Below are 12,250 nucleotides of genomic sequence, written 5' to 3' on the forward strand. Positions count from 1 at the left end.
CGCCGCCCCGCACGACTCCCACCCCAGGAGAACAGCACGATGACCACGACGACCGACACGACCGAGCCCACGCCGCTCGAGACCCCCGCGACCCCACGCTCGACCGTCGTGCGCGACGTCTCGCGGGTCGTCGCCGGGCGCCTCGTGCACGCCGCGCTCGTCATCTACGCCGCCTACTCGGCCTCGTTCTTCCTGCTCTTCGTGCTGCCGGGCGACGCCGTCCTGGCCCGCATCGGCACCACCGACACGGTCGGCGTGGCCGACATCTCCGACCTCGACCTCGACGTCCTGCGTGACGAGGTCGGCCTGTCCGACAGCCTCTGGACGCAGTACTGGAACGGCATCGCCGGCCTGTTCCGCGGCGACCTGGGCAGCTCGCTCGTCAACGACCGCGCCGTGACCGACCTGCTGGCCGAGGCGCTGCCGAACACGCTCGCCCTGGCCGGGCTCTCGCTCGTGCTGTCGGTGCCGCTCGGCTTCCTGCTGGCCCTGCTCGCGGTCAACCCCCGCTCGCGCCTCGTGCGCTCCTTCGCCGCGCTCGTGCCCTCGGCCTACGTGAGCCTCCCGGTCTTCTGGATCGGCATCCTGTTCATCTACCTGTTCTCGATCACGCTGGGCTGGTTCCCCTCCGGTGGCAGCCAGAGCGCGTCGGCGCTGGTGCTGCCGGTCGCGGTGCTGGCGCTCCTCGGGGCCGCGCAGTTCGCGCAGGTGCTGATCAGCAGCCTGCGCACCGAGCTGGGCACGACCTACGCGTCCGTGACGGCTCCGGCGAAGGGCGCCAGCCGCTTCTACACGCTCTGGCACCACTGCCTGCGCAACGCGGCGTTCCCGTTCCTCGCGGTCTTCGGCCTGCGGGTCGGGCAGCTGCTGGGCGGCACCGTGGTGATCGAGGTCGTCTTCTCGCGCACCGGCATCGGTCGCCTCATGGTCGACTCCGTCAAGGCCGTGGACCTGACCGTCGTGCTCGGCCTCGTCGTGGTGCTCGCGATCGTCTACGTCGTCGTCAACATGCTCGTCGACATCGGCTACTCCCTGCTCGACCCGCGGCTCCGCCGACGCGCGAGCACGACCCAGGAGGTCACGTCATGACCGACACCCTGCTGCCCGACACGCCCGTCGGGGTGGGTGCCGCGAAGACCGGCTCCGGCCCCGTCGCCGCAGCGGTCGCCCGTGCCGCCGAGCCACCGCGACGCCGTCGTCGCCGGCTCAAGGAGATCCACGTCCACCTGCTGCTGCTCGCGGCGCTCGTGGTCATCGCGGTCTTCCCCACCCTCGTGGCGACGCACGACCCGTTCGAGCTCGACGGCATCCCGTTCACCTCGCCGAACGGGACGCACTTCTTCGGCACCGACGAGATCGGCCGCGACCTGTACTCGCGGGTCGTGCACGGGCTGCAGATCTCGCTGTTCTCCGCGACGCTCGCGGTCGTCGTGGCGCTCGTGCTCGGCAGCGTCGTGGGCATCCTCTCGGGCCTGCGCCCAGGCAGCTGGCTCGACCGGGTCCTCGGCGTGGGCACCGAGGCCGTCATGGCCGTGCCGGCCGTGCTGCTGGCGCTCGCCGTGATCACGACCTACGGCCGTGGCGCCTTCGTGGCCGCCATCGCGATCGGGCTGGGTGAGGCGACCGGCTTCGCCCGTCTCGTGCGCGGCGTCGTCATCCAGTCGAGCACCTTCACGTTCGTCGAGGCCGCCCGGACCTGCGGTGCTGGACCGATCCGCACGATCACGCGGCACATCGTCCCGAACGTCTTCCACCCCGTGCTGTCCTACACGGCCCTGCAGTTCGGCCTCGCGCTGCTCGCGATCGGCTCGCTGAGCTACCTCGGCTTCGGCGAGGCGCCGCCGTCACCGGAGTGGGGCGTGCTGATCGCCGGCGGCCAGAAGTACCTGGCCCACGCATGGTGGGTGGCGATCATCCCCGGCCTCGCGCTCACGGCGGTCGTGGTGCTGCTCAACCGCATCGCCTACCTGCTGCAGGAGGACCACTGATGACCGACGCCATCCTGCGGGTCACCGACCTCACCGTCACCTACCGCCGCGACGACCAGGTCGACACCGCGCTCGACGCCGTCTCGATCGAGGTGCCGCGCGGCAAGGTGACCGCCATCATCGGCGAGTCCGGCTCGGGCAAGAGCACGCTGGCGCACGCGATCGTGCGCCTGCTCCCCCACAACGGCGCGATCCCGTCGGGCGCGATCGACTTCGAGGGCGAGAACGTCCTCGAGCGCAGCGACAAGGCCTTCCGGCCGCTCCGGGGCCGCCACGTCGGCTTCGTGCCGCAGGACCCGATCGCCTCGCTCAACCCGACGCGCACGATCGGGGCGCAGCTGCGCGAGTCGTTCACGCTGGCCCACTCCCCCCTCTCGCCCGCCGCCGTGCAGGAGCGGATCCTGACCGACCTGCGTGACGTCGGGTTCACCGATCCCGAGACCCTGCTGACGCGCTATCCGCACGAGCTCTCCGGTGGCATGCGTCAGCGGATCCTGGTGGCCATCGCGTTCAGCCAGCGACCCGCGCTCGTGATCGCGGACGAGCCGACCAGCGCGCTCGACGTGCTCGTCGGTCAGGACGTGCTGCGCAGCATCCACGAGGCGCGCACCAAGCACGACAGCACCGTCGTGCTCATCACCCACGACCTCGCCCTCGCCAGCCGCAACGCCGACCACGTGATCGTGCTGCAGCGCGGCGTCGTGGCCGAGGCGGGGCCGGTCGCCGAGGTCTTCGCCGACCCGCAGCACGAGTACACGCGGGCGCTGCTCGCCAGCTCGGCCCGCGTCGCCGAGGGGCGGGTGCTCAGCATCGCCGAGGCGTACGCCCGGCACGACCGCGGCACGGCCCCGGCCCTGTCGACCGACGTCGCGATCCGGCTCGACGGCGTGCACAAGCGCTTCGGCAGCGGCCGGGGCGGGACCGTCGCGATGGAGGGCGTCTCGCTCGAGGTGCCCCGGGGGTCGACGTTCGCCCTCGTCGGTGAGTCGGGGTCGGGCAAGACCACGACGAGCCGGGTCATCCTCGGGCTCGAGTCGGCCGACGCCGGCACCGTGCAGGTGCTGGGCCAGGACGTCGGGTCCCTGAAGCGCAGGCAGCTGCGCGACCTGCGTCGGCGCGTGCAGGTCGTCTACCAGAGCCCGTTCGAGTCGCTGAACCCTCGGCTCAGCCTGCGCGGCATCATCGGCGAGCCCCTGGACGCGTTCAAGGTCGGCACGCCGACCGAGCGTGCGGCGCGGGTCGCGGAGCTGCTCGAGCTCGTTCAGCTGCCGGCGGCGTACGCCGAGCGTCGGCCGCGGGAGCTGTCGGGCGGCCAGCGGCAGCGCGTCGCGATCGCCCGGGCGCTCGCGATCGAGCCGGAGGTCGTGGTGCTCGACGAGCCCGTGTCGGCCCTCGACGCGACGGTGCAGGCGCAGGTGCTCGACCTGCTGGGCGAGATCCAGTGCGAGCTGGGCCTGACGTACTTCCTCGTCACGCACGACCTCGCCGTTGTCGCCGACGTCGCCCAGACCGTCGCCGTCATGCGTCGCGGCCGTCTGGTGGAGTCAGGACCCACGGCGCAGGTCATCCTCCACGCCGAGGACACCTACACCCAGGCCCTCCTCGCCGTCTGACCCCGAACGACCGCTCGCGAGTGGATTCCCGCCCCTCGGCGAGTGGATTCTCGCCCCTCGGCGAGTGGATTCTCGCCCCTGAGCCGACCGCTCTCGGTGGTGACCGACCAGCAGACATGGACCTCGCAGCGTGGTCCCGCAGCCGTCAGCGACCGCCTCCCGCCAGATGTGTGCAGAAATGCGGCTCGGATGGGCTCTTTCAGCCATCCACGTGCACACATCTGGGCGCGCGCCCCATGCCTCGCGGCTCTCGAACACCCGCGCTGGCGTCGGGAGCGTCTTGGAATCAGCCTCCGAGCTCGACGAGTCACTGCGGCACCCGGCAGTGGCGATCACGCTGGTGACCGCCAGCATGCTGACCAACCGTCCTGCACTGCTCAATTCCACGCGACTCGTCCTTCACGGCACGCGCGCTGCAGCTCCTACGCGGGACTTCTGCCAGTCGGTGACACCACATGCCGCCGATGCCGCCAGAAACAGGTCGGTTGCAAGCACGAGCTCAACTGCACGACGTCCGCGCGGCCGCCGATCACAGGCGCTGCTCGTGGTGCCTCGCTGCCACCATCGGGGATGGCGATCTCCGTCGTTCCCGGGATGCCTCGTCCAAAGGTGACGGAGAGTGGGGTTCCCTCCGGCGCGCCGTCATCGGCCAGCACCCCCTCGAACTCGTAGGTCCGCGTGGTCTCGGCACGTTCGGCGTGTGTGAACGAGTTCCCCGCCACCGGCAGCGCTTCCCGCCCATCCCACGCCACGGTCCAAGTACGTTCAAACTCAGACGTCCACACGAACTCGGTTCGATCAGGCCACACCCGAAACTGGATGTCGCTGAGCGCCCCGTCGACCTCGCGATGGATGTTGGCTAGCGAGGAAGTCCCCTCGGGATCGGACGGATCCTGGATCAGCAGCCACCGACCCCCGGCATCGGGACTCCAGCTCGGCACCGTCAATCCGTCAGACGTCAGGGCGTACTCCACTGGAGCCCCTGCGGAGTCAGGAGCTGGCCATGAAGTGACGGCACTGGAAACAGGATCAACCAGGTCGATCGTCAGGCCCTGGCTTCCCAGATGCATCGTCTGGTCGGGGTTCGAGATCGCCGTCGGCCGCGCCTCGGGTGGCGGGTCCTCGTCGGTCCGTGGGAGCAGCCACGCGACGAGTCCGATCAAGGCGATGCACCCGCCGGCCGCCACTGCGGTCCGCGGACCGTGTCTACGCCGCCGTTCCATCACGCCTCATCTGCGCCATGAGGCCGTCGATCCAGAGACGTCCAGCCGACATCGTGAGGTCACCCCCTACCCGCACCGAGGCACCCCACCCCAGTAGCGCGACTCAATCGTGAGCCTGGATGCACGGTCAAGCACCCGAGCGTGAATGAGCGCGACGCGCAACGGAAGTTGTCACGACGGTGACAACTTCGTGGTGTCCGACCAGACCGTCACACCGTGGCGGCGACGCGGCTGCGGATCTGGGTCGGGTCGGGGAGCTGCTGGGTGCCGATGTGGGGCAGGATCTCGTCGAAGATCAGCGAGAAGGTCTCCTCGCGGTCCTCGGCGCGGCCGGCCACGACGGCGGGGATGATGCGCACCGCGTGCGAGCCGGCCTCCTTCATGCGGAGGATCTCCTCCACGATGCGCGCCGGGTCGCCGACGAGCGAGCCGGAGGCTCGGGCAACCTCGCGGTGCGTCCACTCCTTCTCCCACGTCGCGGCGCCCCCGAGGCGGCCCGCCTGCGGGCCCTCGCCGCCCACCTCGACGTACTCGCGCCAGTTCTTCTCGGCCTGTGCCTGCGTGGGGGCGACGACGATCGTGAGGCCGAAGCCGAGCCAGCGCAGGCACTCGTCGACGGTCTCCTGGTCGTGCCCCGCGCCCAACAGGGCGTCGGTGTAGATCGCGAGCTGGTCGCGCGCGTCGCCGTCGGTCGTGAGCCATTGGCCGAAGATCGCCGGCGTCCCCTCGCGGCCGAGACGCGCGATGGTCTCGGGCGTGCGGGTCGCCCGCGAGATCAGCGGGCGAGGGTGGCGGTACGAGGCCGGGCTGATGCGGGCCGCCACCAGTCCGCGGTCGACGCTCGTGCCGACGTCGACCCCCGGCTCCTCGCCGTCCCACGCCCAGGCGCGCAGCATCGCGTCGATGCGCTCGGCCGTGACCCGGTTGCGGTCGAGGTCCTCGGCGCCGAACGCCTGGAGCTCGGTCTTCGAGGCCGATCCCGGGGCCAGCGCGACCATGCTGCGGCCCCGCGTCAGGACGTCGAGCAGGTTGATCTTCTCGACGAGCCTGAGCGGGTGCTCGAGCGCGACCTGCGCGACCGTGACGGACACGTAGGCCTGCTCGAGCTTCGCGGCCAGGTGGGCGCCGAGCAGGAACGGGTCGACGTAGGTGTTGAATCCCGCGAGGTGGTGCTCGGTCAGCCCGATCGAGGCGCAGCCGGCCTGCTCGGCGCGGACTGCCTGCAGGGCGATGCGGTGGATGATCTCGGCGTCGTCACGGGCGTCGCGGCTCTGGGGGCTGAAGTGGATCGAGGTGTACATCGGCGGCGCGTCCTTGTCCCGTGCGACGCACCGAGAATCTACGAGAGAACGCTCAGCACGTTAGAAGTTTTAGCACACTCTATACGAGAGACATGGGTTCCAACGCGCTCGACCGTAGGCCGGACGATCAGGCGGCGACGTCCGCCGCAGCGACGGGACGGATCGTCACGTCGAGCACCGTCTCGATCGCCGGAAGCACCCGGCAGCCCGCCCGGTACTGCTCCAAGAGCACCTCGGTGTCGAGCGCGTCGAGCTCGTCGATCACGACCTCCACCAGCAGGTGACCGGCCTTCAGGCGGTCCGGGAGGTAGCGCGTGGCCCGGGCGCGGACCTGCACCGCCCGCGTGTCGACCTCGTCGAGGTCGAGGTCCCCGCCGCCGCGCAGCACGTTGAGCATGTTCGTGACGAGCGCCGAGACCAGGAGATCGAGGGGCCCGGGAGCGCGCCCGGGTCCGCCCGTCGCGATCGATCCGTCGGCGAGCAGCTGGAAGCCCGGGCCGCTCAGCGTGAACCGTCCGTGCACGTCCGTCGTGCAGCCGGTGACGGCGCTGATGTAGTCGTAGCCGGACATCGCGATCTCCTCGAGAGAGGTGGGGGTCGATGCTCAGTCTGCGGCGAGCGAGGCACCTCGGACCCCGCGTCCCGGTATCTGGGACGCGACCGTGTCCGCCGTCCCCTCGGCGGGGGTGCCCCCTTCGAGGCTCCTTCGTCGCACCTCAGGGGACGGAGGGGAAGGGACGTCGCACCTCAGGGGGCGGGACGGCGGCTAGCGCTTGGCGAGCTCGGCGGCGAAGATCGCGGAGGCCCGCTTGAGGACCTCGATCTCCTCGTGGGCCGAGGCGAGCTGGGCCTCGAGCTCGGCGATGCGCGTCAGGAGCGCCTCCTTGGGCGCCTGGCGCAGGCGCGCCCCGTCACCCGCGGCGAACATGCCGTCGTCGAGCCGCTTGACCCAGATCCGCAGGGACTGCTCGCCGACCTCGAGCTCCTCGGCGACCTCGCGCAGGATCGACCGGTTGCCGGGCTCGGCCTGGCGGCGATCGATGACGCGCCGCACCGCGGCGTCACGCAGCTCGTCGCTGTACTTCTTCTCGAAGGCCATGCCCGTCCTCGTCCGATCCGTCCCGGCTCAGCGTAGCGACTGTTCCGCTGCCGTCAGGCGCGGCGCAGCACGACCTCGTCGAGCTCGAGTCGGACCCGCGGCGCCGTGTCGCGCTCGACGAACTCGGGCTCGAGGTCGGCCTCGGGCGTCGCCCGACCTACGGCGATCGTCACGAACGGCTCGAACCGCGGGTCCAGGTCCAGTGCGGCGGCGACGACCTCGGGATGGAACCCGCCCATCTGGCGCACCGAGAGCCCGAGCTGCTGCGCCTGGATCGAGAGGTGGGCGACGGCCTGACCGAGGTCGTACTCGGCGAACCGCTGACGGACCCCGTCGGCGCCCTCGCGCTCGACCAGGCCGAGGACCAGCAGCGACGCGCGCGGCGCCCAGACCTGGTTGCGCTCGTTGACGGCCGACGCGATCGCGGCGTAGAGGTCGGTGCCGCGGCGGCCGACCACGAAGCGGCGGGGCTGACGGTTCTGCGCCGACGGCGCCCATCGAGCGGCCTCGAGCAGCGCGGTCACCTCGGCGTCGTCGACCTCGTGGTCGGGCACGTACGACCGGGGGCTCCACCGCTCCGCGAGGAGGTCGTGGATCGGCGCGGACGTCTCGGCCCGTCGAGGTGCGGCGATCGGCGTCGAGGTCTCCGTCGTCATGGATACACCGTGCCCGATCCGCGCCGGTCCGTGGACGCGTCCCGGTCCGTGGACGTCAGCCGACCGGCATCGCCTCGGGGTCCGCGGCGGGGTCGGTCGCGGCGGGATCCGGGACCGCCGGATCCGGCGCAGGCGGCGCGGGCGGCGGGGGTGCCTCGCCGAGGCTGAACGACGCGTCGCCCGGCTCCCCGCCGAGCGTGCCGAGCTTGAGCGTGTACGAGCCGGCACCCACGAAGGCCTCGGCGTCCGAGCACGAGCCACCGGAGACCCGCCCGTTCCACGTCACGGGAGTCACCGTCGCCCACTCCGGGCTGAGCCGCACGGGGGTCGTCAGGATCGAGGTGTTGCACGAGGTCGAGTCGTAGACGGGGTCGTCGCCGTCGTCGATGACCACGACGAGCTGCGAGGCCGACGCCTCGAGCACGCACGGCTTCGCGGCGCTGGTCGAGATGGTCAGCGCGAGCTGCACCGGGCCGCCTGCCGTCTGGTCGGCCGGGACGCTCGGCGTCACGCGCACGGTCGACGGCTCGCACGCGGAGTCGCCGGTCGCGAGGCTCGCCGGGACGGTCCCCTCGGGCACCTCGGCGGCGGTCGTCTCCGTGGCGGACGGCGTCGGGGAGGCCTCCGGCTCGTCCGCGGCGTCGTCGCCGCCCAGCAGCGCACGCACCAGCAGCCAGACGACCAGGACGATGCCGAGCACGCCGGCCAGCAGCACGATGCGTCGGCGCCGGTAGACCTCGGGCGGCAGCGGACGACTCACCCGGCCACGGTAACGGCCCCCGCGCCCGTGACAGGATCGACCCGCCATGACTTCCCCGCCTCGATCCGCGCTCGTGGACCCGGTCGACCCCGAGGTGCTGCACGAGCGCATCGGCGCGTGGTTCGACGACCACGCGCGCTCGCTGCCCTGGCGCGACGACCCGCGGCCGTGGCCCGTCATGGTCTCCGAGCTGATGCTGCAGCAGACGCCGGTCGTGCGGGTCCTCCCCGTCTTCGAGGCGTGGATGGAACGCTGGCCGACGCCGGCTGCCCTGGCCGCGGAGCCGGTCGGCGAGGCGGTGCGCGCCTGGGGGCGCCTCGGTTATCCGCGCCGCGCCCAGCGGCTCCACGCGGCGGCCGTCGCGATCACCGCGGAGCACGGGGGCGAGGTGCCCGGCACGTACGAGGAGCTCATCGCGCTCCCAGGCGTCGGCGACTACACCGCGGCGGCGATCGCGTCGTTCGCGTTCTCCCGGCGGCACGTCGTGCTCGACACCAACGTGCGCCGGGTCTTCGTGCGAGTCCTGGAGGGCCGCCAGTACCCGCACACCTCGGTCACGAAGGCCGAGCGCGACCTCGCGACGACGCTGATGCCCGGCGAAGGCGCCGATCTCGACGCCCACCGCTGGGCCGCCGCGACGATGGAGCTGGGCGCCCTGGTCTGCACCGCCCGGTCGCCGCAGTGCGCGGCGTGCCCCGTGGCCGACGTGTGCCGGTGGCACCAGGCCGGGCACCCCGAGCACGACGGCCCCGCTCGGAAGGGCCAGGCCTGGGCGGGCACCGACCGGCAGTGCCGCGGTCGACTGCTGGCGGTGCTGCGCGAGTCCGCAGATCCCGTGCCGAAGGCGGATCTCGACCGCGCCTGGGACGACGCCGCCCAGCGCGAGCGCTGCCTCGACTCCCTCCTCGACGACGGCCTCGTGACTCTGACCGACTCCGGGCAGTTCACCCTCTAGCCCCACCGAGGCCCAGCCGCTCCCGCAGCGGGAACGACGGAGCCCCCGCCGTCTCCTGGTGGAGACTGCGGGGGCTCTCGCTCAGTGCGTCAGCTGTCGGACGAACCGGCCTCGACCGCCAGGGGCTCCTCGCCCTCGGTCAGCTCGAGGTCGGCCTTCGACGTGCCGGTGAAGGTGAACGTGGCCGCAGGGCCTTCGCCCTCGACGCCCACGAACACGATCTGACCCGGACGCAGCTCGCCGAAGAGCAGCTTCTCGGCCATCGTGTCCTCGATCTCGCGCTGGACCGTGCGTCGCAGCGGACGTGCGCCCAGCACCGGGTCGAAGCCGCGCCGAGCCAGCAGGTCCTTGGCCGTCTGGGTGAGCTCGATGCCCATGTCCTTGTCGGCCAGACGCTTCTCGAGCGACGCGATCATCAGGTCGACCATCGAGATGATCTGCTCCTGCGTCAGCGGCGGGAAGACCACGATCTCGTCGACACGGTTCAGGAACTCGGGCCGGAAGTGCTGCTTGAGCTCCTCGGAGACCTTCGCCTTCATCTTGTCGTACGAGCCCTGGACGTCGTCGGCCTGGCTGAAGCCCAGGTTGACGCCCTTGGCGATGTCGCGCGTGCCGAGGTTGGTCGTCATGATGATGACCGTGTTCTTGAAGTCGACAAGTCGACCCTGGCTGTCGGTCAGACGGCCTTCCTCGAGGATCTGCAGCAGCGAGTTGAAGATGTCCGGGTGGGCCTTCTCGACCTCGTCGAACAGCACGACGCTGAACGGCTTGCGGCGCACCTTCTCGGTGAGCTGGCCACCCTCTTCGTACCCGACGTAGCCGGGAGGCGCACCGAACAGGCGCGCGACCGTGTGCTTCTCGGAGTACTCGCTCATGTCGAGCTGGATCAGCGCGTCCTCGTCGCCGAACAGGAACTCGGCGAGCGTCTTGGACAGCCACGTCTTGCCGACGCCCGAGGGCCCGGCGAAGATGAACGATCCACCCGGACGGCGCGGGTCCTTGAGGCCCGCACGCGTGCGTCGGATGGCCCGCGACAGGGCCTTGATGGCCTCGTCCTGACCGATGACGCGCTTGTGCAGCTCGTCCTCCATGTTGAGGAGCCGGCTGGACTCCTCCTCGGTGAGCTTGACGATCGGGATGCCCGTGGCGAGCGCCAGGACCTCGGCGATGAGCTCCTCGTCGACGACCGCGACGGCGTCCATGTCGCCGGCCTTCCACTGCTTCTCGCGCTCGGACTTGGCCGCGATGAGCTTCTTCTCCTCGTCGCGCAGCGACGCAGCAGCCTCGAAGTCCTGCGAGTCGATCGCGCCCTCCTTGCGGCGGCGCACGTCGGCGATCTGGTCGTCGAAGTCCTTCAGGACCGGCGGCGCCGTCATGCGACGGATGCGCAGGCGCGAGCCCGCCTCGTCGATGAGGTCGATCGCCTTGTCCGGCAGGAACCGGTCGGTGACGTAGCGGTCGGCCAGGTTGGCCGCTGCCACGAGCGCCTCGTCGGTGATCGTGACGCGGTGGTGCGCCTCGTACCGGTCGCGCAGGCCCTTGAGCATCTCGATCGTGTGCGCGACCGACGGCTCGGGGACCTGGATGGGCTGGAAGCGTCGCTCGAGCGCCGCGTCCTTCTCGAAGTGCTTGCGGAACTCGTCGAGCGTCGTGGCGCCGATGGTCTGCAGCTCACCGCGGGCCAGCATCGGCTTGAGGATGCTGGCGGCGTCGATCGCGCCCTCGGCGGCACCCGCACCCACCAGGGTGTGGATCTCGTCGATGAACAGGATGATGTCGCCGCGGGTGCGGATCTCCTTGAGGACCTTCTTCAGGCGCTCCTCGAAGTCACCGCGGTAGCGCGAGCCGGCCACGAGCGCGCCGAGGTCGAGCGTGTAGATCTGCTTGTCCTTGAGCGTCTCGGGGACGTCGCCACGGACGATGTCCTGGGCGAGGCCCTCGACGACCGTGGTCTTGCCGACGCCGGGCTCGCCGATCAGCACCGGGTTGTTCTTGGTGCGGCGCGACAGGACCTGCATGACGCGCTCGATCTGCGTCTCGCGGCCGATGACGGGGTCGAGCTTGCCCTCGCGGGCCGCCTGCGTGAGGTTGCGGCCGAACTGGTCGAGGACCGTGGAGCCCTGGGGAGCCGACTCGGCGGGCGCGCCCGCGGCCTCGGCCTCCTTGCCCTGGAAGCCCTGGACGAGCTGGATGACCTGCTGGCGCACGCGGTTGAGGTCGGCACCCAGCTTCACGAGGACCTGGGCGGCGACGCCCTCGCCCTCGCGGATCAGGCCGAGCAGGATGTGCTCGGTGCCGATGTAGTTGTGGCCGAGCTGCAGCGCTTCGCGCAGGGACAGCTCGAGCACCTTCTTGGCGCGCGGCGTGAAGGGGATGTGGCCGCTGGGGGCCTGCTGGCCCTGGCCGATGATGTCCTCGACCTGAGCGCGCACGGCCTCGAGCGAGATGTCGAGGCTCTCGAGAGCCTTGGCGGCGACGCCCTCGCCCTCGTGGATCAGGCCCAGGAGGATGTGCTCGGTGCCGATGTAGTTGTGGCTGAGCATGCGCGCCTCTTCCTGCGCAAGCACGACCACACGACGGGCCCGATCGGTGAATCTCTCGAACATGGCGTCCCTCCCGGTGTTGGGCTGTCCGTCCAGTCTACGGGCGGACGGG

The 12,250-nt window shown here is 71.1% G+C and carries 11 protein-coding genes; 4 read left to right on the forward strand and 7 right to left on the reverse strand.

From position 1 onward, the window contains the following. The 3 genes from ABD127_RS11120 to ABD127_RS11130 all read left to right on the forward strand — a co-directional run. A partial coding sequence (locus ABD127_RS11120; RefSeq protein ID WP_344201272.1) for an ABC transporter permease occupies positions 1-1,089 on the forward strand: 1,089 nt, incomplete at its 5' end. Continuing rightward, the gene (locus ABD127_RS11125) at positions 1,086-1,988 is read left to right on the forward strand and encodes an ABC transporter permease (protein WP_229054709.1); all 903 of its coding nucleotides are present in this window, start codon (positions 1,086-1,088) and stop codon (positions 1,986-1,988) included. The genes ABD127_RS11120 and ABD127_RS11125, both read left to right, overlap by 4 nt. Further along, on the forward strand, positions 1,988-3,601 hold the full coding sequence (locus ABD127_RS11130) for a dipeptide ABC transporter ATP-binding protein (RefSeq protein WP_344201277.1): 1,614 nt from the start codon (positions 1,988-1,990) through the stop codon (positions 3,599-3,601). Before ABD127_RS11125 ends, ABD127_RS11130 begins: the two co-directional genes overlap by 1 nt. A gap of 422 nt (positions 3,602-4,023) precedes the next feature. Here the strand turns inward: ABD127_RS11130 and ABD127_RS11135 are convergent, their stop codons facing one another. The 6 genes from ABD127_RS11135 to ABD127_RS11160 all read right to left on the reverse strand — a co-directional run bounded on the left by ABD127_RS11135 (position 4,024) and on the right by ABD127_RS11160 (position 8,640). Continuing rightward, on the reverse strand, positions 4,024-4,764 hold the full coding sequence (locus ABD127_RS11135) for a hypothetical protein (RefSeq protein WP_344201279.1): 741 nt from the start codon (positions 4,762-4,764) through the stop codon (positions 4,024-4,026). A 269-nt stretch (positions 4,765-5,033) separates the two neighbouring features. Then, on the reverse strand, positions 5,034-6,125 hold the full coding sequence (locus ABD127_RS11140) for an LLM class flavin-dependent oxidoreductase (protein WP_344201281.1): 1,092 nt from the start codon (positions 6,123-6,125) through the stop codon (positions 5,034-5,036). 127 nt (positions 6,126-6,252) lie between these two features. After that, positions 6,253-6,696: a hypothetical protein gene (locus ABD127_RS11145; RefSeq protein WP_344201284.1), complete on the reverse strand. Its 444-nt coding sequence runs from the start codon at positions 6,694-6,696 to the stop codon at positions 6,253-6,255. Positions 6,697-6,891: 195 nt separating this feature from the next. Beyond that, positions 6,892-7,224 carry a transposase gene (locus ABD127_RS11150; protein ID WP_344201287.1) on the reverse strand — a complete coding sequence of 111 codons (333 nt, stop codon included), beginning with the start codon at positions 7,222-7,224 and terminating at the stop codon, positions 6,892-6,894. 53 nt (positions 7,225-7,277) lie between these two features. Then, complete coding sequence (locus ABD127_RS11155) at positions 7,278-7,880, reverse strand: nitroreductase family protein (protein ID WP_344201290.1); 603 nt, start codon at positions 7,878-7,880, stop codon at positions 7,278-7,280. A gap of 55 nt (positions 7,881-7,935) precedes the next feature. Further along, complete coding sequence (locus ABD127_RS11160; RefSeq protein WP_344201293.1) at positions 7,936-8,640, reverse strand: RodZ family helix-turn-helix domain-containing protein; 705 nt, start codon at positions 8,638-8,640, stop codon at positions 7,936-7,938. Positions 8,641-8,686: 46 nt separating this feature from the next. Here ABD127_RS11160 and ABD127_RS11165 point away from each other — a divergent pair, with 46 nt between their 5' ends. After that, positions 8,687-9,595 (forward strand): HhH-GPD family protein, encoded by a 909-nt coding sequence (locus ABD127_RS11165; RefSeq protein ID WP_344201295.1) that lies wholly within the window; start codon positions 8,687-8,689, stop codon positions 9,593-9,595. An 89-nt stretch (positions 9,596-9,684) separates the two neighbouring features. On the opposite strand, the gene ABD127_RS11170 is transcribed toward ABD127_RS11165, so the two are convergent. Beyond that, positions 9,685-12,201, reverse strand: coding sequence for an ATP-dependent Clp protease ATP-binding subunit (locus ABD127_RS11170; RefSeq protein WP_344201297.1), 2,517 nt, complete (start codon positions 12,199-12,201; stop codon positions 9,685-9,687). Positions 12,202-12,250 lie beyond the last annotated feature (49 nt).

Source organism: Aeromicrobium alkaliterrae, assembly GCF_039529015.1.
GTDB classification, from domain to species: domain Bacteria; phylum Actinomycetota; class Actinomycetes; order Propionibacteriales; family Nocardioidaceae; genus Aeromicrobium; species Aeromicrobium alkaliterrae.

Bases quoted from the DNA above. Each gene is read 5' to 3' on its own strand.
- ABD127_RS11125 (WP_229054709.1), top strand. From the start codon at position 1,086: ATGACCGACACCCTGCTGCCCGACACGCCCGTCGGGGTGGGTGCCGCG.
- ABD127_RS11130 (WP_344201277.1), top strand. From the start codon at position 1,988: ATGACCGACGCCATCCTGCGGGTCACCGACCTCACCGTCACCTACCGC.
- ABD127_RS11140 (WP_344201281.1), bottom strand. From the start codon at position 6,125: ATGTACACCTCGATCCACTTCAGCCCCCAGAGCCGCGACGCCCGTGAC.
- ABD127_RS11145 (WP_344201284.1), bottom strand. From the start codon at position 6,696: ATGTCCGGCTACGACTACATCAGCGCCGTCACCGGCTGCACGACGGAC.
- ABD127_RS11150 (WP_344201287.1), bottom strand. From the start codon at position 7,224: ATGGCCTTCGAGAAGAAGTACAGCGACGAGCTGCGTGACGCCGCGGTG.
- ABD127_RS11155 (WP_344201290.1), bottom strand. From the start codon at position 7,880: ATGACGACGGAGACCTCGACGCCGATCGCCGCACCTCGACGGGCCGAG.
- ABD127_RS11165 (WP_344201295.1), top strand. From the start codon at position 8,687: ATGACTTCCCCGCCTCGATCCGCGCTCGTGGACCCGGTCGACCCCGAG.
- ABD127_RS11170 (WP_344201297.1), bottom strand. From the start codon at position 12,201: ATGTTCGAGAGATTCACCGATCGGGCCCGTCGTGTGGTCGTGCTTGCG.